This is a genomic window from Nitrosococcus wardiae, from assembly GCF_004421105.1.
In the GTDB taxonomy this organism is placed as follows: domain Bacteria; phylum Pseudomonadota; class Gammaproteobacteria; order Nitrosococcales; family Nitrosococcaceae; genus Nitrosococcus; species Nitrosococcus wardiae.
In genome coordinates this window covers 1590954-1608706 of record NZ_CP038033.1, presented here as the reverse complement: position 1 = coordinate 1608706, position 17753 = coordinate 1590954, and the positions used below count along the sequence as shown (strand labels likewise).

Genomic DNA, 17753 nt, shown 5'->3' with positions numbered 1-17753 from the left:
TCCCCTGCCTTCAGGCAAGGGTTCTTAACTGTTAGATTAAGTTTATGATTTTCCCTAAAAATATCCATTTTTGCCGCGCCCTTGACATGTCTAAATCCTCGCGTTTATCATGTCTCCGTGCTCTTAAGCACCGTCCCGACAGGCTACGGCGAGACGTTAAATGCGCGCAAGAGCTATATAAGACCACAGTTTTCAAGCCTGGCAATGGCAGAGACGGCGCGAACGAACCTATGAGGTTTTCATAGATTGTTAGTAGCAGCTTCTAAGGACAAACCCCAGGGACTGTAGCCCCAGTCCCAAAATATTGAGAGTACTATTTTGATCGCGATACATTTCCAAACCACAGCAGGAACAGTACTCTCGCCGGTTTTTGATGCGTTCGTGAATCCGGGCTTCCACTTTTCGGTGTTGGGCCCGTTTAGGCGTTCCCTTCCCGGCTTTAGAAAACCAGCATTCTCCAAAGAAGAACGTTCCTGCTAGAGTTTGGGAATCGAAACCGCTTGCGCATGATAGTTCACCGATTCCTGACCTTCTTCCCAAGCAGACTTGCGCTCCTCAAGAAAGTGGTTATAAAAAGAGGGATCTTACGGCGCACTTTGATGAGCCCCAACAGATGCTAGGCTGCGTTTCAGAGCACGTCTCTCCTAATAGCAAGGCCTTGTCCTCTGAGAACGGCGCCGTTTCCCATAGCTCGAACGGGCCGCAGAGGGCGGTCGATAGCCCGGAAATATCAAAGGCGCCAACTCATTCAACGCCCGCTGATACACCTTGCGCTTGAAATACACAATTTCTCGCAGCGGATACCAGTAGTTGACCCAACGCCAATAATCAAATTCCGGCCTATCCATCACATCAAGCCGGACATCTTGCTCCTCACCCACAAAACGAAGTAAATACCAGATCTGCTTTTGGCCGATACACAGGGGCTTACTGCCATAGCGGATATAACGACTAGGCAAACGATACCGCAACCAACCTCGGGTGCAGCCTACAATGCTGACATGCTCCGGGCCTAGCCCCACTTCCTCTGCTAGTTCCCGGTAGACAGCCTCCTCAGCTGTCTCATTCCCCTTGATCCCGCCCTGGGGAAACTGCCAAGCCTCCTCCCTGGCTCGCCGCGCCCATAATACCCTAGCATCCTCATTGCAAAGGATAAGCCCCACATTCGCCCTAAAGCCGTCTCGATCAATCACGGCCTGTTCACGCTCTATTAATAATCGCCTAAAATAACCCTACAAAGATAACTAAAATTAACCCCCTAGCGCAAATTTTAATTCCCCCACTTTCTTCTATGGTGTGCACTGATGTAAAACCTGAATCACCATCAATGAATAACCGCCAGCCCGCTGGTCAATCCTCGACCAGCAGCTATCCCTTGCAGCTCCTTTTTCTTAGGTAATAGTGGCCGTAACCCCCAGTCGCCCCATCAGCCGGTAGACATACTCTCGCCCGATCTGAATGTATTTGACCCCTAATCGCTCGTGCACCCTGGCAATAGCCATAAGCTAATGCCCTTTATTTCCAACAAATTTTACAGTATTTGATCTACCCAAGCCTCTGATGTAGCGAGGTAATTATTCTCAGAATATATACCAGGTACTTATCCTTATAAGAGCGATACAAATGACCTTCAGCTTATATCGAACTAACATTTAATTAACAGCTTGACAAGACGATATCACCTCCTATTTTTTAATAATGTGATAGTTAATTTTGATTTAGGGAAAGCCACTCCTGAAGAACCGCATAAACGCGTAAATCGATAATAGATTTACCCTTGCAACTTGGAGGAAATGGCTCAGTAGGAGGTGGGAGCAAAAAGTCAAAAGGAGGAAGAGGAAAATTAGGAAAATCTGTCACGCTGCCCTCAGCGGCTCAGGGTAAAGAAAATCCCAAACGGTCGGAGCATAACCAGGGAATAGGGAGTTGGGGTGTCATCAGGCGCCTGCCGAAAAGGAAACTACGGCAACGATTGAGATACGGCTCAATGCCATGACGTAATTATAGTACTAAATTAATTATGAAAAATCAACCCACTCCAAAAAAAGTTACTGTATCGCGCACTTATTATGGAGAGCATACAGGAGTTATTTTTCTACAACGATTAACAAACACGGCTATTGCGAGTGCCTCCCTCTACCCCATCGGATTAATCTATGGCGTTGACCTAGAAAACCCCTATTATTTAGGCCTATTCATGGTAACGCTTATGCTTGCCCTCGGCATGTTTGAGGCTGTCGGTATCTATCAAACCAAGACTAGGCCATCCCTGCAGTCGCTTTTTCACAGCTTTACGCTAGCCTGGATAGTCGTCGTTTGTGAGCTTTTATTTCTAGGCTATGCCCTCAAGCTATCAGAGATCTATTCCCGGAAGGTATTATTAACTTGGTTTATAGTTACGCCTATTCTCACTGTATTGGCACATGAAACTGTTCGTTTTCTTTGCTACCGGATATTTAACATCAAATATAAGATACGCCATGCAATTATCATAGGTATTAATGAATTAAGCAGACAACTTTTAGAAACGACAAAGCATAATAAACGTTTGGGAATAGAAATAGACGGATTTCTCGATGATCGAGCAAGAGATCGTACGGGGGATCTGATAGAGGGAGATTTTTTGGGAAGATTATCAGAGTTACCAGTCCTCACAAGGCAGAGAAAAATCGACATTGTATTTATAGCTTTACCATTGACGCAGCAACAACGTATTGTTGATCTTATTGATAATCTTCGAGATACCACTGCTTCCATTTATTATGTGCCTAATGTGTTGCTTTTTGACCTAAACTTAATACAAGCACGCCTAGATGATATCGATGGTGTTCCCGTGGTAGCACTATGCGAAACCCCATTCTGTGGAATGCAGGGGTTCATTAAACGTCTAAGCGATATTATTATAGCTACCTTTGCACTGTTATTGCTATCTCCACTCATGCTACTAATCGCAATAGGCATCAAATTAAGCTCTCCCGGTCCCATTTTATTCAAACAACGCCGATATGGCCTCGATGGACAAAAAATCATGGTTTACAAATTTCGTTCTATGACGGTTTGTGAAGATGGAGAGACGGTCACTCAGGCTACCCGTAATGATCCACGAACCACCCCTTTGGGGCACTTCCTCAGACATACCTCTTTGGATGAATTGCCACAATTTATCAACGTGCTTCAAGGATCGATGAGTGTTATCGGCCCAAGACCCCATGCTGTTACTCATAATGAACAATACCGCAGAATAATCAAAGGATATATGATTAGACATAAGGTGAAACCTGGTATTACTGGATTGGCACAAGTTCGTGGCTTTAGAGGAGAGACAAAAATCTTAGAAGAAATGAAGGCTCGGGTAGAATCAGATATTGAGTACATGCGTAATTGGTCGCTTACTTTAGATTTTAAAATTTTTATAAAAACATTTTTTGTGTTGTTCTTCAAAAATACTAAAGCTTATTAACCCTCTTCTGTCAAATTAGGTTTGGGCTTTGAATAAAAGTGGGAGCCAATCACGTGTTCAAGCTTACACCATACCCCGTGTTTTCCGGCCCCGTGCTAACAGGGTTAAGTACCTATGCATATACTCTGATAGTAATTACCTCGATATATTAGAGGCTTGGGTAAATTAAACACCACAAAACTTTTGCTGAGGTACTTACCACCCGCCGTAGACCTTAGTGCTTCGTTGTAGGCACGCTAGTTCTTGATCTAATAACCTTATCTATGACTTACTCATATCCTACTTGAGCATACTACCAAACCCGCACTGAAAAAAGCAGTGCAAATGCTATATTTATGATGAACGAGATGAGCCTGGGTGGTACCCTTAAATGGCTTTTATATCTTTAGTGCCCTAAAACGCAATATGAAACCAAATAATCAACATAAATCTTATGTTGGCATACATGAGTTTTTCCTGGATAAAGAGTTGCTTTTATTTTCTGACCTGAACGGCAATCTGTACCGCCTCAATACCAGTGCAGCTTTTATTTGGTGCCACCAGGCCGAGGGGTTTTCTACCCAAGAGATTATCCATGCTATGGTCGATACCTTTGGGATTTCAGCCGAGAAAGCCCAATCTGATGTGCGAGCAAGCCTTTCCGAATGGCGTCACCTCGGACTACTATATGACCACAACACTGTACCAGCGACGGAAAATTTTCTTCCTAGGATGGAGAACTCCAAACCAGCCGGTGTCGGACACCATCCACAACGGCTTACATTAACCCATGCTTATAAACACTGCTACCGCTTTGGCAGCGTATGTTTCCAAGTACGTTTTGCGAATCTAGAGACAAAACAAATTGTACATCCTATAATCGCCCACTTAGAAATTGCTTCTAATACCCCCTGTAACAGCGTCTTTGATATTACCAAAGAATCTGAAGGTTATTTGCTATCGCGCAACTTTATCCCATTAGCTACCTGCCAGGACCTGAGAGAAGTTGGCCCGTTAGTTCATGGCGAGTTGCTTGTAACGGCTTGCAAATCTTCTGAATGCCTAGCTATCATCCATGCAGCCGCAATGGCAAAGGGCAATTATGCCATCTTATTCCCAGGAGATTCAGGGAGTGGTAAATCAACATTGGCAGCGGGTATGATCGCAGCTGGCTATAGATATCTCAGCGATGAAATCGTGCTGCTTACTTCTCACCCATACCATGTTCTCCCTATATCCCTTAGTATCGGCCTCAAGGAGGGCGCTTGGCCTGTGCTCTCTCCCTTTCATCCTATCATAGAAAAATTGCCTATTTATCACCGGCAGGATGGTAAAAAAATACGTTACCTTGCTCCGCATGACATTTCAAACCAAGTAACAATTAGCTACCCAGTTAGGCAAATAATATTTCCCTGCTACATTGCTGGTATAACAACCTATGTACAGCCTATCGGTCGCGCTGAAGCACTTAACCGAATTGCGGAAGGGGGTTATGATGTTAACAGCCGTTTAAATTCAACTACTATTTCAGAACTAGTAAATTGGATCTCTAATATTGAGTGCTGGGAATTACGCTATTCTTCCCTACCCGAAGCTATCAACCATATACAAAAGCTAACTTAAATCCATTAATGAATCATCCAATAGCGCCAGATGAGGTATGGCCGGATAGCATTTCGACAGACTCTTTCCAGAAACTCAGTGCACCATCGCCGATCGCCAGCTTCGAACTACTCTGCAAACCTCGAGCGCGGAACCCATAGATCAGCTCTGACCCGCTAGCCCCTGACTCCCGGTAGCCCTCTCTTCGGCTGCCACCAGTTCTTTGCGGCCATGTTCAGTCACTCCAATATATAACCAGCAGACAAAGACAGTCATCTATCTGCAAGTTGCTGTAGGTGCCACCAGCCCACCAATACACATGGCCTAGTCTGGCTCAGATCATGCTGCCTCCACAATGGCTCTTCAGACGATTTGAGAGTATCGGCCGAGAGTTCTTTGGCCTGCTCGCCCAGCAGAGCGGCCAATACTTTCTGATAGTCATCCGTTAAAACCCCTTTTAGATATAGGTGGGTTAGCCACTCATCAATACTACGGGCTCGCTTCAGATAGGGTGGCAGGCAGGTGCTGTTGAAACAGATACTCGATCCACTGCGCTCGCACACCTTGGACACCTTCACTTCAGTATCACCAATGCCTATCTGGACAGTACGCTCTGGCAGGTACCATTCTGTATCCCAGCCATAGCTTATCAAAGTGATATCAACTGAGCCGGTACCACTCTGTTATGCCTTCATAATGTGAACTAATTCTCATTTTTACACATTCCTACCAAAAAAGGATGAGGCTTTACCGATATGATAACCAAGAAAACATCCAAAGTAAGACGGATAATAATTTTTCTTAAATAGCAAATTTCTAAAAACCGAAAAAGGCAAACTATCCGAAAGGATGGGACGCAAAGCCTCCGGCCTAAGTCCATTATATTAAGGATAAGGTAGCAAGGCTACCGTAACACGTGCATCTTCTAGATGCTGTGTAAACGGCATTCAGATTTAGAGGAGATGCTCTACAATGTATATTGCAGAAGAATATGCTACGTTTCATTTCATTCACAAAATTAAAGTCCTCCTTTGTAGAATAATTGTACTCACTACCCCCTCAATTGTTAATGCCGCCACTATTACTATTGCCTGGGATCCCAGCACTAGTCCTGAGGTCTCCGGCTATAAACTTCATTATGGAAAAGTTAGCGGACAATATACAAGCAGTGTTGATGTAGGTAATAAGACAAGCTATGCCTTAGATGGCTTTTTAGCTGGGGAAAAATACTACATCTCAGCTACCTCTTATTGTAATTGCGATAATGTCCAAGAAAGCGATTTTTCTGAAGAATTAGTAGTAGCAATCCCTGAAAACACCGATGATACCGATTTAATTTTACCACCAATAGAGGTTGGAGAAGTTATAGCGGATCATAAGTGGGTGCGGGTAAATTTCAAAGAGAGCTTTATTGATCCAGTCGTAATTGCGCCGTCTATGAGTTATTCAGGAGGTGATCCAAGTATTGTTAGAATCCGCAACATCACCAGTGACGGATTCGATATCCGTGTCCAGGAATGGGACTATCGTGATGGCTGGCATACACAAGAGAAAATCCACTTTATCGCCATGGAGAAAGGCCACTATATATTACCAGATGGGACAAAAATAGAAGCCGGCAGTACCTGGACAAATACCACCTCTTCATTTGACACCGTAAACTTTCAGCAGCCGTTCAATGTTTCTCCTGTCGTGCTTACATCCGTCACCAGCGATAATGAACCAGATGGAGTTACTGCCAGGAAAAAGGACATTAGCAAAGAAATGTTTAAGCTATTGTTGCAAGAACAAGAAGCAAATAGCGACGGCCATGCTTATGAATCCGTAGACTATATTGCCGCAGAACCCTCTGTTGGAATGGCTGGCGCCATCCCCTTTGAAATAGGTAGAACTGAAGACAACATGGACCATAAATTCCGCCTAGTTTCATTCCTTAATTCATACGCTAATAATCCAATCGCTATTTTAGATCTCCAAACAAGTGATGGAATGGATACAGCTAGCCTAAGATGGGATAACTTAACCTCTAATTCTGTCACAGTAAAAGTAGACGAAGAACAGTCAATGGGTGATGAAACTTATCATACTTCCGAAGTGGTTGGATATATCATCTTTGGCCTTGCTAACCCATGATAATTAAAAGAAATAGACTCTTATATTATTTCATGAAGGTAAAATAGTTGAAATAAGAGATTAAGTAATCCTCATCTAAGGTAGATTAGAGCGTTTACGAGAATTATTAAGGATTGAGTTATTAAACAAGGATGTTTAATAACCCCCAGACCATAAATCCACCCCTGCGTAAAAACTCCAGGGTTCCTTTTTGTAAATCCCTCCAAGCGGCCTTACTTTAACAAACTCGGCTGCTAATATCACCCCGGTATCATCTTTTCTACACTCAGACAAGGGATAGCTACTCACCTCACCACATCATAAAAATTAAGCGCACCATGATCAATTTTCTGCTACCCCAGCGACTCGCACCTGCTTTTTCTTACTCACCACTGACCGGCCACTCTTCTAAAAACTAGTTATCCACATTTTGTCACCAATTAGCGACACCTTATTTAAAGCCCTTTATCGCCCTATAGGAAAAATTTACTTAACTTACTTCTAACCATAATCTAGTGGATTTTGAGCTAGATATCATCGCTGATTTCTAAATTTGTCATCTTTTGCAAAATCGATTTATTAAAAATCTTAAGCTTACTAATGACAGAGAGAAATCGGGAAAAATCAATTAAGAACGTCTCTAGAAAACGACAGAAATTATACCACCCGATAAGTAGCCTACTAAGCAAAAAAAAATATAAGCCGTTTATTTTAACTGCAAATTTATTTTTTGGCACAAAATATGCTATCCCTTGAGCCAAAATAAAAACAAAACCATTTCTAGTTCGTGTCAATTTAAAAATCAAAACTTACAACTACCGAATCGCGCAGCTTGTTATTTCCAATACCAAGCTGTCGACGGTGTTTTTTTGGATGACATTTATTCCCAGGGAGATAATAAATTATGCCTACATGGTTAAAACTATTACGTCTTATAAAAAAGAAACCCTCCTTTACAAATATAGCCATAAAAACCACAATCACAAGTATAGTCCTTCTTGCCTACAGCCTTAACGTCAACGCAGCGCAGGCTGTACTTGCATGGGATGATATTAGCGAACCGAGCGTTTCAGGTTATAAACTTTACTATGGCTCATCTCGCGGTAATTACAACCATAGTATAGATGTTGGAAACCAAACGTCATATACCCTCACAGGATTAGAATCAGAAAAAACTTATTATATCGCCGCAAAAGCTTACAATCAGGATAAATCAAAATACAGCGACTTTTCTAATGAAATAACCGCTACGCTTCCCTCTAGCACAACCTCATCAGAGCCAAACATTAATGAAGATACCGTACCACCAATAGAGGTTGGAGAAGTTATAGCGGATCATAAGTGGGTGCGGGTAAATTTCAAAGAGAGCTTTATTGATCCAGTCGTAATTGCGCCGTCTATGAGTTATTCAGGAGGTGATCCAAGTATTGTTAGAATCCGCAACATCACCAGTGACGGATTCGATATCCGTGTCCAGGAATGGGACTATCGTGATGGCTGGCATACACAAGAGAAAATCCACTTTATCGCCATGGAGAAAGGCCACTATATATTACCAGATGGGACAAAAATAGAAGCCGGCAGTACCTGGACAAATACCACCTCTTCATTTGACACCGTAAACTTTCAGCAGCCGTTCAATGTTTCTCCTGTCGTGCTTACATCCGTCACCAGCGATAATGAACCAGATGGAGTTACTGCCAGGAAAAAGGACATTAGCAAAGAAATGTTTAAGCTATTGTTGCAAGAACAAGAAGCAAATAGCGACGGCCATGCTTATGAATCCGTAGACTATATTGCCGCAGAACCCTCTGTTGGAATGGCTGGCGCCATCCCCTTTGAAATAGGTAGAACTGAAGACAACATGGACCATAAATTCCGCCTAGTTTCATTCCTTAATTCATACGCTAATAATCCAATCGCTATTTTAGATCTCCAAACAAGTGATGGAATGGATACAGCTAGCCTAAGATGGGATAACTTAACCTCTAATTCTGTCACAGTAAAAGTAGACGAAGAACAGTCAATGGGTGATGAAACTTATCATACTTCCGAAGTGGTTGGATATATCATCTTTGGCCTTGCTAACCCATGATAATTAAAAGAAATAGACTCTTATATTATTAAGAAGTAATCCTTGTCTAATTAAAGATAATATAACTTACACAATAACACTAGAATTTTTTAGAGCTATGAAACGATTAAGATTTAAAAGCTTTTTGTTTAAAATTTTCTTCTTCTCTGTTGTTCTATTTGTATCCTCGGCATCAGCAGCAACGATAGAGTACTCCAATAATTTTGAATCGGGGTTTGGAGATATTGTATTTCACTATAAATGTCGAGATGAACAATATAAGAGGGTAACTAATATAAGCCGGGAAGGCAGTTATTCGTTGCGCACTTTCCAAAGAGGTGACGAGGGTTGTATCAAAGACGGTGGTAAAATGCACAGAAGGCGAACACAAGTGACTTTAGGAGATGATCCTCGGTTTCGGTATTTGCGGGATACAACGTATTGGATTGGGTTTAGTGTTTACGTGCCTCACGATTACCCAATACACAGAAAGGATGGTATTTTTGTATATGGCTCAATTTATGGAAGTCAGCCAGGTGAGCCCGCGATATATTTAAGAAATGGCAAATGGCAGATTGACAACAGATGGTATGATGGGATCAGTATAAAGCGCAAGCGGATCTTCGAGGGGAAGGTCAATGTTGGCCAATGGACAGACTTTGTGCTTGAGTTAAGGCGCTCGCCGACAAAGGGCAATGGTGTTTTAAGAGGTTGGATAAATGGAAAACTAGTTGGCGAGACAGCTGGAGTGATAGTGGGCACAGACTATTCAACTCCACCGGCGGCTAAATTAGGAATTTATTTTGGGGGCGACCAGAACGACGACTATACGCTTTATTTTGACGCTGTAAAAATAGCCAAAGGTGCTGATGGCTTCGACCTAGTTTATCCGGCGAATTCCTCAAAGTCATTGGAGTCTTCCACTACCCTTCCCTCTCCAACTGGATTAAAAATTATCGACTTACTACCATAGCTTTATAGCAGACCGCTTATAACTTATGTGCTAGCGCCGATCAAGCTGCACTTGATCGGCGCTCCTAAATAAAAAGAAAATGTAAGTATTTAATCGCTAGTTACGAAAAAACCTTCAACTGTTCCCCAGTTATCGCTTCCAGGCCCAGAATACACCATTACAAAATATGCCTCTAAATAAAACTCAGCAAATCATATATAATGGTTGTACAAAAAAATAGTTAGAGAACTCCCTATGAAAAAAGAAGCGATCACTTTATCTTCAGTGGCAGCAGCGCTTCGACAGTGAAGAAGCTTGCCAAGCGCATTTGTTCAAGGAACGTTGGCCGAATGGCTTCTAATGCCCGGCGTGCGGTCACGATCAGGCCCACTCTCTGCCTAACCGAGGGCTGTACCAATGTAGTGGCTGCCATAAGCAGCATTCGATTATCGGGAACGATATTTCATTCCACCAAACTGCCATTGCAGAAATGGTTCTGGGCGATATATTGGATTGCCTCAGACAAAGATGGAATATCAGCTGTACGCCTCTCCAAGGTCATCGAGGTCTCCTGGCCGACAGCACGCTCGATGTGGCATAAGCTACGCACAGCGATGGGCCACAGAGAGGGCCCCTATCGGCTAGAAACTCTAATCGAACTCGACGATACGCTGGTAGGGGGCAAACGCAAAGACAAACGGGGGCGAGGTGCAGAGGAAAAAAAGCCCGTCGTAGTGGCCTGCGACAACCGCGGTGAACATGCCGGGTTTGTGACGATGGAAGTCGTTGAAAGTGTTCACCGCAAAATGATCCGAGGCTTTGCCCGCAGACGGCTCAAAGAGGGTGAAGCCGTCTTTACCGACGCCCTGACCGCTTTGAATAGTCTGGAAGAAAACAATCTCCACATGGCGAGTAAAACGCCTCCGGAAAAAGTCGACGAATGGCTTCCGTGGGTCCACATTGCCATCAGCAACTTCAAACAATTCATACTCGGGACCTTTCACGGGGTCTCCGGTAAATATTTACAGGAGTACCTCAACGAATTTTGTTACCGATTTAACCGCCGGCAGTGGGAAGCTGAAATTCCAGCAAGACTTCTTGGCCTCTGTGCTACCCATTTGCCAGCAAAAATATGCTGAGCATTCTTCAGAGGCAGTTAGACTTTTTTTCAGCAAAATGTCAGATCAAATCGTGTGCTTTACACTCTCAAGGATTATGGCTTTATATGTAGCATGAGCCGTCAGGGCTGCTGCTACGATAATGCCCCCGCAGAGCGCTTTTTTAATATCTTGAAGTGTTTTATAACCGTCAAAGGCGTCACTCCGCCATTGGCTATCAGACCCCCGTGGGCTATGAAAAACAATACCGACAAATAGCGTAACCATGTGTCCGGAAAACCCTTGCCACATCACAAGCGGCTGACCTGACTTTTAGGAACCCTGCGGTCAACGCAAGCAAGGGCTTTGAGGCGTAGATCATCGCTGTAGGGAACGGACATCACGTGCTCCTCCAGTATATCCTAAGTACCTCTTCAAATGCTATATGCTAAACGACGTTGTAATACCCAGCATAACACAAAACCTAAAAGCGGCATAATGATAGCGGCGCTCCAAAAAATGGGGCTCGGATGACGTTCTAACCAGATCACAATGGCAAGTGAAATTAATATGGGGAAAAAACTAGTTGAGAAAACACTCACTACTGCTGCCTTTAGTGTCGAGTGAAGGCGAAACACAATTCTTGCCACTATTCCCATCCCCAATAATAGAAAGCTAGTCATAAGCGCAGTGCTGGCTGACATGGTGGTGCCCAAAAACAAAGCTTCATCATAATGTAGAGGTAGTGTTGCTTCTTTGCCATCTACAAACAATTTTGCTACCCCAGAGGCATAACTCGCAATCACATGATGCCATCCCCCCGCTAAGATGTAGCCATTGGATTGAAGCTCAACGTCACTCCCATTATCACCATTCTGAGGGGTCCTGACTCGCAGTACCAGATCACCTTTTTTCTCACCCAGGGTAAAATTTCGGTGATGAGTATCTATAGAGTTCGAGATAATTCTTGCCGGTCCACTTTGCATAAGATCATCACTTGCAATTTCGGCCTCTATAGTAAAAGCCTGGGAGGCCATAATAGACTTACAGATAGCATATGCAGATACCGCACTCTTAATAAGCATCGGTTCACGGATATGAAGTACATCCTCTTGAAGCTGCCATTTCTCTGGTTTTGTTTTCCCAATTAGAAGATCTAAGGGAGATTTCTCGCGGCTGAGTGACGAAACTCGGTTATGTGCGATCGTTTCAAAGGAGTATAAGGCAAGGGCTCCTGCTGCATTACGAGGCTCTGCATTCTCTAATGTCATGGCTAGGCGCGATAAATGCTCAATTTCATCAGCGGTCAATTCTCTCGGATAAAGAGAAAATCCCCGGATTTTGCCCTGCCACGGGCGGTCATAGGTTAATTCATTACCAACAAGCAAGGGGTAATGGCAATTCCATCCACTAAGATTAGTACTCGCAGGAATAATTGCTGCGATGCAGATACAAGCGACGATATAATTTCCGAGCCACAAAAAACCAGGTAGCATCCGACGTATCGTATCAAGAACCGGATAGATAAAAATCTGATGAATTAGGATTGGAATACTGAATTTTATGCCAATTGCGCCGGCAGTTATCGCTAACATAAAGTCCACAATTCGGGAATGCCTTGACGACACTACTGCCTGGGCAAGCTCGATTACTAGAGCGATTAGCGTGACTAAACCAATGGATACAGCTTTTGCGTGCTGATATCGATGGTATATGAGTTTTTGATGAACTAAAAAGCCCAGAGGAATAAAACCGAGTAAACGCTGTATAACCGTCGTAAAATCTAATTCTAAATCGAATAGGGTCAATAAAATCCATCCCGCCTGCAAATCAGCTTTAATTGCTGTCCAAGAACCAGCAAACTGCAAGGGAAGTAGGCTGCCCACCATAACCAATAGGATTATTGCAATAAGTGCTAATGTAGTTAGCCATTCAATAGTTTTTCCTGGAAACATGGCTGTGGTAACCCCCGGCTTCCAACACCTTATGCACCTGCATCAAGCGATTGGCATGCAACCGATTTGCTTTTCCAAAACACGGTTCGATTGTAGCGATAAAGGGGCTTAGCGTACGCTTTCGTGCCGTTGGGCTTCAACCCCCAAGATCGCCTCTCAGGAGCCAGCGCCGAGCGGCCTGGGCTGGCCCGGGCACTGGAATTCATTCATCCCGGGGATACCTTAGTAGTCTGGAAGCTGGACCAGTTAGGACGCTCCCTGCCCCCTCTCTTGGAAATCGTCACCAATCTCAAAACCCGGGGGGTGCAATTTCGCCTCCCTCACCAAAGCAATGGATACAAACCCACCCCATAGGAAATGGATCTTCAATCTTTTCGGCGCCCTGGCCCAATATGAACGGGCCCTGATTCGGGAACGGGTCCAGGTGGGGCTTGAGGCCGCTCGGCGTCAAGGTCAGCGGGGAGGACGAGCCCCTCAAGGGCAGAGAGCCTACGGGGAAAAACCGACAACCCAAGGCCACCCTTGGGGCCCTGTCCAGGTGTCAGCAACGATGTAAAACTGACCCACGTCACCGAATAAAAATTGGCCCCCCTTTTCTAAAATAGGCCCTTTTGAGAGGGTCCGATGTTGAAATTGGAGGGATGGATGGAGATCAGGATTTTGCATCGACAGGGGTTGGGTATACGGGCGATTGCGCGGCGGTTGGGGGTTTCCCGCAACACGGTGCGTAAGGCCTTACGCGGGGAGGAGCCCCCGCGCTACCGGCGTAGGGTCAGGGCCAGCAAGCTGGATCCGTACAAGGATTACTTACGGGCTCGGGTTGAGGCAGCTAAGCCGGCCTGGCTGCCGGCCACGGTGTTGTACCGGGAGATTACTGAGCGAGGCTATCGAGGGGAGATCTCGATTTTGCGGGATTGGCTGAGGACACTTAAAGCGCGGACGGCACCCGAGCCGGTAGTTCGCTTTGAAACTGCGCCAGGGGAGCAGATGCAGGTCGATTGGATCGTATTTCGCCGGGGTCGAGATCGGCTCTCGGCCTTTGTGGCCACATTGGGCTACAGTCGGGCGAGCTATGTTGAATTTGTCACCGATGAACGATTGGAGACCTTGCTGAGCTGTCATGAGCAGGCTTTCGAAGCCTTTGGGGGAGTCCCGCTGCGGGTGCTCTACGACAACATGAAAACGGTCGTCTTGCAACGGGACTACTATGCCGAAGGTCAGCACCGTTTTCAGGCCGGGCTGTGGGATTTTGCCCATCATTATGGGTTTGTCCCCAAGCTATGTCGGCCCTATCGGGCCAAGACCAAGGGCAAAGTGGAACGATTTAACCATTATCTGCGCCACAGTTTCTATAACCCGCTGGCTAGCCGCCTGAAACAAGCCAGATTGGTCCTGGACAAGGCCACCGCCAATCTGGAGGTGCACCGCTGGCTGGGGGAAGTGGCCAACCGCCGGGTCCATGCCACCACCGGGCGGAGACCGGTCGAGGTGCTCATCGAGGAGCGTGAACACCTTCAGCCTTTACCTCGGCCCTACCTAGGACAGGTGCTGGGGACCACATCCACCCTTTCCCGGCCACTGCTGGCTGAAGCAGTTATCTTACAGCATCCGCTGAGTGTCTATGAAGCGCTGGTGCAGGAGGTCTCGGTATGAATCTGCAACAAGAGCGTATTGAGGCAGCCTGTGCCCCATTGGCCTTGACGACCGTGGCCGCGCAGTATAGCCCCCTGGCGCAGCAGGCCGCCCGGGAGAAGTGGGGCTACGGGGATTTTCTGGAGGCGCTACTCAAGGCGGAACTGGCGGCCCGCCAGGCCCGCACCCAGTATATGATGACCCGCACGGCCGGTTTTCCCGTGCTCAAGACGCTCCAGGACTACGATTTTGAGTTCGCCACCGGAGCACCCCGGGCGCAGCTCCTGGAGCTGGCGTCACTCGCCTTCATTGAACGGGCCGAGAACGTTCTCCTGCTCGGTCCCAGTGGTGTAGGCAAGACCCACCTGGCCATTGCCCTCGGTTATCTCGCCACTCAGGCGGGCATCAAAACGCGCTTTCTCAGTGCCGCGGACTTGGTCCTGCAACTGGAGACCGCCCAGCGCCAGGGGCGCTATCAGGAGGTGATGCGCCGCAGCGTCAGTCACCACCGGCTACTGATCATCGATGAGATCGGCTACCTGCCCCTCTCCCGTGAGCAAGCCAATCACTTCTTCCAGGTGGTGGCCAAACGCTATGAGAAAGGCTCGATCATCCTCACCTCTAACCTGTCCTTCGGACAGTGGGATCAAGCCTTCGCAGGAGACACTGTGTTGACCGCCGCACTTCTCGACCGCCTGTTACATCACTCCCATGTGGTGCCGATTCAGGGGGAAAGTTATCGACTGAGGGAGAAACGTCAGGCCGGTGTGTCTCCGGCCTCCAAAACCAGAGACGATTAATAAAGCAGGTGGGTCAAATTTCAATCGGTGGATTCCACTCAAAGTGGGTCAATTTTCAATCGGTGTTGACACAGGGACGGAGTACTGCCTGCGATGTGTTTTGAAGGCACGCTCAATGGTCCCGTTTTCCTTTATTATGTCGAACAGTTTCTGCTGCCCCATCTGCGGGCAGGAAAAGTGGTGATTTTAGATAATGCCGCCGCTCACCGATAGGAAGAGGTGATTGAGCGAATCGAGCAGACCGGCGCCAGGGGGGTCTTTTTACCCCCTTATCACCCTGAACTCAATTCTATTGAGTATGCCTGGTCTAAGCTAAAACATTTCCTAAAGAAAAAAGCCACCCGGACAAAAGGGCCACTTTATCACGCCCTCAGCGAAGCGCTCACGCTGATTTCCCCCCAATACTGTCAAGCCTATTTTAAACATTGCGGACTCTGTCCCTAACTTAAGTGAGAACCGCTATAATTGAGGATCAATCGGGCATCCGCTCACCGAAGAGTATGACGAATTGATTGAGAGGTCTCGGATTGATTAGAAGATGTGGGGCTGTTGGGCCGGTTGGAGATGTGTGCGGCGGTACGTGAGAAGGGGGAGGATCGGAAGAATCGGCGAAAGCCAAAAACTCAAACAGCTGGAGACCCGCACATTTATGTCAACCCGCCTTGTCATACAATCCCTGGTGGTTGTACTAGCCGTTGGATCCTGCCCTTCGTGCGAGCAGATCACCGAGGGAAGCTCCGGGATCCTCCAGGTTACGGCCTCCAAGACGGGGCACAGCATTGGGTTGAGCAGCTACACAGTGACGGTCGACGGCCAGCAGAGCCGGTCGATCGGTGTCAATGCTACAATCACGTTCAGCGGCCTGTTGGAGGGCGACCACACCGTCGCGCTCACCGGGATCGCGAGCAACTGCATGGTCAGCGGCTCGAATCCCCGCACTGTCAACGTACCGGCGGACGGCACGGCTTCGACCAACTTCGATATCTCATGCACCAGCACGGGCGACGGGTCGGACGCCATGATCATCGGTGTCAGCTTCGAATGGGGTACCCACACGAGACTCGCGCCCGGTTCGGACAACTGGCCAATGACGTGGTCCGATGACGACCACCAATACACATCGTGGGGGGATGGAGGCGGCTTCGGAGGCACGAATACCGACGGCCGGGTCAGTTTCGGCTTCGCCCGGGTCGAGGCCGATCACCGCAGCTATCAGGGATTCAACCGGTGGGGTGGTAACGATCCCGAGTGCCCCGCGACATTCGATGGTAAGGCCTACGGGATATTGAGCATAGAGGGCGTGTTGTACGCCTGGCGCTCACCCGGCTCGAACGCTGAGGGCTTCCAGGAATTCGCACTCATCAAGAGCACCGACAAGGGCTGTAGCTGGACCGACCCCGCCGAGTCTCCTGTTGTCTGGGACGGAGCCACCTTCAACCTCGCACATGGTGTTTTCCTTAACTTCGGGCAAGACTACGCAGGCGCTCGCGACACTTTCGTCTATAGTTATGCTGCCGACATTAAGGACAGCTCAGGCCCGCCGATGCGGATACAAGATCCCGGCGCGATCTATCTCATGCGCGTCCCGGTGAGCGACATCGAAAACCAGGAAGCCTACGAGTTCTTCACCGGTACGCCACAGTCGCCCTCTTGGGGAGCTTTCGCCGACCGTGTTCCGGTTTTTGAAGATGCAGCCGGGGTGAGCTGGACCACCGGTAGCGTTACTCATGTTCCCGGTCTCGGTCGATACGTGCTGATCACCGAACACACCGCGAGCAGAGCGGGTAACATCCAGATCCACGAGGCACCCGAGCCCTGGGGACCATGGACGGAGGTACTCAGGGAATCCGGATGGGGACAGGTCGAGGCATCGACATTCTACTGGACGCTCGGACCCCGCTGGTTCCGAAACGGCGGGAGGGATTTCACACTCGTCTTCAGCGGCATCAACCAGAATGACTCCTGGAACACGGTGGATGGCTCCTTCACCGTCTCAACACCCGTAAGCCTCGGCCCATGGAACGGAACGAGTGCGAACTCGGTAACGGAGTAGATTCGTCTGTCTCACGTCCTTCGGCAAAATGTGAGCT

Annotated in this window: 13 protein-coding genes, 2 pseudogenes and 1 riboswitch; of the genes and pseudogenes, 12 read left to right on the top strand and 3 right to left on the bottom strand. The window is 47.1% G+C overall.

Features of this window, described 5'->3' with window-relative positions:
- Positions 1-644: 644 nt before the first annotated feature.
- A complete protein-coding gene (locus E3U44_RS07875; protein WP_134357634.1) occupies positions 645-1193 on the bottom strand; it encodes an RNA pyrophosphohydrolase in 549 nt (182 codons plus the stop codon).
- An 827-nt stretch (positions 1194-2020) separates the two neighbouring features.
- On the opposite strand from E3U44_RS07875, the gene E3U44_RS07870 reads away from it, so the two are divergent.
- Both E3U44_RS07870 and E3U44_RS07865 read left to right on the top strand, forming a co-directional pair.
- Positions 2021-3460, top strand: coding sequence for an undecaprenyl-phosphate glucose phosphotransferase (locus E3U44_RS07870; protein ID WP_134357633.1), 1440 nt, complete (start codon positions 2021-2023; stop codon positions 3458-3460).
- A gap of 405 nt (positions 3461-3865) precedes the next feature.
- Positions 3866-5062, top strand: coding sequence for a PqqD family peptide modification chaperone (locus E3U44_RS07865; protein WP_134357632.1), 1197 nt, complete (start codon positions 3866-3868; stop codon positions 5060-5062).
- A 30-nt stretch (positions 5063-5092) separates the two neighbouring features.
- Here the strand turns inward: E3U44_RS07865 and E3U44_RS19925 are convergent.
- A pseudogene (locus E3U44_RS19925) lies at positions 5093-5664 on the bottom strand (transposase); the annotation flags it as partial.
- 198 nt (positions 5665-5862) lie between these two features.
- A riboswitch (cyclic di-GMP riboswitch) is annotated at positions 5863-5953 on the top strand.
- 60 nt (positions 5954-6013) lie between these two features.
- Here E3U44_RS19925 and E3U44_RS07855 point away from each other — a divergent pair.
- The 4 genes and pseudogenes from E3U44_RS07855 to E3U44_RS07840 form a co-directional block, all read left to right on the top strand.
- The gene (locus E3U44_RS07855; protein WP_134357630.1) at positions 6014-7174 is read left to right on the top strand and encodes a fibronectin type III domain-containing protein; all 1161 of its coding nucleotides are present in this window, start codon (positions 6014-6016) and stop codon (positions 7172-7174) included.
- Positions 7175-8057: 883 nt separating this feature from the next.
- Complete coding sequence (locus tag E3U44_RS07850; protein WP_134357629.1) at positions 8058-9248, top strand: fibronectin type III domain-containing protein; 1191 nt, start codon at positions 8058-8060, stop codon at positions 9246-9248.
- A gap of 97 nt (positions 9249-9345) precedes the next feature.
- Positions 9346-10200, top strand: a complete 855-nt coding sequence (locus tag E3U44_RS07845; RefSeq protein ID WP_134357628.1) for a polysaccharide lyase family 20 protein — start codon at positions 9346-9348, stop codon at positions 10198-10200.
- 238 nt (positions 10201-10438) lie between these two features.
- Positions 10439-11318, top strand: a pseudogene (locus tag E3U44_RS07840) (IS1595 family transposase); the annotation flags it as partial.
- A 392-nt stretch (positions 11319-11710) separates the two neighbouring features.
- Here the strand turns inward: E3U44_RS07840 and E3U44_RS07830 are convergent.
- Positions 11711-13231: a VanZ family protein gene (locus E3U44_RS07830; RefSeq protein WP_134357627.1), complete on the bottom strand. Its 1521-nt coding sequence runs from the start codon at positions 13229-13231 to the stop codon at positions 11711-11713.
- A 123-nt stretch (positions 13232-13354) separates the two neighbouring features.
- On the opposite strand from E3U44_RS07830, the gene E3U44_RS20610 reads away from it, so the two are divergent.
- The 6 genes from E3U44_RS20610 to E3U44_RS07805 all read left to right on the top strand — a co-directional run bounded on the left by E3U44_RS20610 (position 13355) and on the right by E3U44_RS07805 (position 17716).
- Positions 13355-13585: a recombinase family protein gene (locus tag E3U44_RS20610; RefSeq protein WP_276321969.1), complete on the top strand. Its 231-nt coding sequence runs from the start codon at positions 13355-13357 to the stop codon at positions 13583-13585.
- The gene (locus E3U44_RS20605; protein ID WP_276321968.1) at positions 13563-13787 is read left to right on the top strand and encodes a recombinase family protein; all 225 of its coding nucleotides are present in this window, start codon (positions 13563-13565) and stop codon (positions 13785-13787) included. The genes E3U44_RS20610 and E3U44_RS20605 overlap by 23 nt, the downstream gene beginning before the upstream one ends.
- A gap of 68 nt (positions 13788-13855) precedes the next feature.
- Positions 13856-14884: an IS21 family transposase gene (gene istA, locus E3U44_RS07820; protein WP_134357626.1), complete on the top strand. Its 1029-nt coding sequence runs from the start codon at positions 13856-13858 to the stop codon at positions 14882-14884.
- Positions 14881-15663: an IS21-like element helper ATPase IstB gene (gene istB / locus E3U44_RS07815; protein ID WP_134357625.1), complete on the top strand. Its 783-nt coding sequence runs from the start codon at positions 14881-14883 to the stop codon at positions 15661-15663. The genes istA and istB overlap by 4 nt, the downstream gene beginning before the upstream one ends.
- Before the next feature lie 219 nt (positions 15664-15882).
- Complete coding sequence (locus E3U44_RS07810; protein WP_134357624.1) at positions 15883-16107, top strand: transposase; 225 nt, start codon at positions 15883-15885, stop codon at positions 16105-16107.
- A gap of 124 nt (positions 16108-16231) precedes the next feature.
- Positions 16232-17716 (top strand): DUF4185 domain-containing protein, encoded by a 1485-nt coding sequence (locus tag E3U44_RS07805; protein ID WP_166805037.1) that lies wholly within the window; start codon positions 16232-16234, stop codon positions 17714-17716.
- Positions 17717-17753 lie beyond the last annotated feature (37 nt).

Coding starts and splice junctions, on each gene's coding strand:
- E3U44_RS07870 (WP_134357633.1), top strand. CDS start 2,021: ATGAAAAATCAACCCACTCCAAAAAAAGTTACTGTATCGCGCACTTAT.
- E3U44_RS07865 (WP_134357632.1), top strand. CDS start 3,866: ATGAAACCAAATAATCAACATAAATCTTATGTTGGCATACATGAGTTT.
- E3U44_RS07855 (WP_134357630.1), top strand. CDS start 6,014: ATGTATATTGCAGAAGAATATGCTACGTTTCATTTCATTCACAAAATT.
- E3U44_RS07850 (WP_134357629.1), top strand. CDS start 8,058: ATGCCTACATGGTTAAAACTATTACGTCTTATAAAAAAGAAACCCTCC.
- E3U44_RS07845 (WP_134357628.1), top strand. CDS start 9,346: ATGAAACGATTAAGATTTAAAAGCTTTTTGTTTAAAATTTTCTTCTTC.
- E3U44_RS07830 (WP_134357627.1), bottom strand. CDS start 13,231: ATGTTTCCAGGAAAAACTATTGAATGGCTAACTACATTAGCACTTATT.
- E3U44_RS20605 (WP_276321968.1), top strand. CDS start 13,563: ATGGATACAAACCCACCCCATAGGAAATGGATCTTCAATCTTTTCGGC.
- istA (WP_134357626.1), top strand. CDS start 13,856: ATGTTGAAATTGGAGGGATGGATGGAGATCAGGATTTTGCATCGACAG.
- istB (WP_134357625.1), top strand. CDS start 14,881: ATGAATCTGCAACAAGAGCGTATTGAGGCAGCCTGTGCCCCATTGGCC.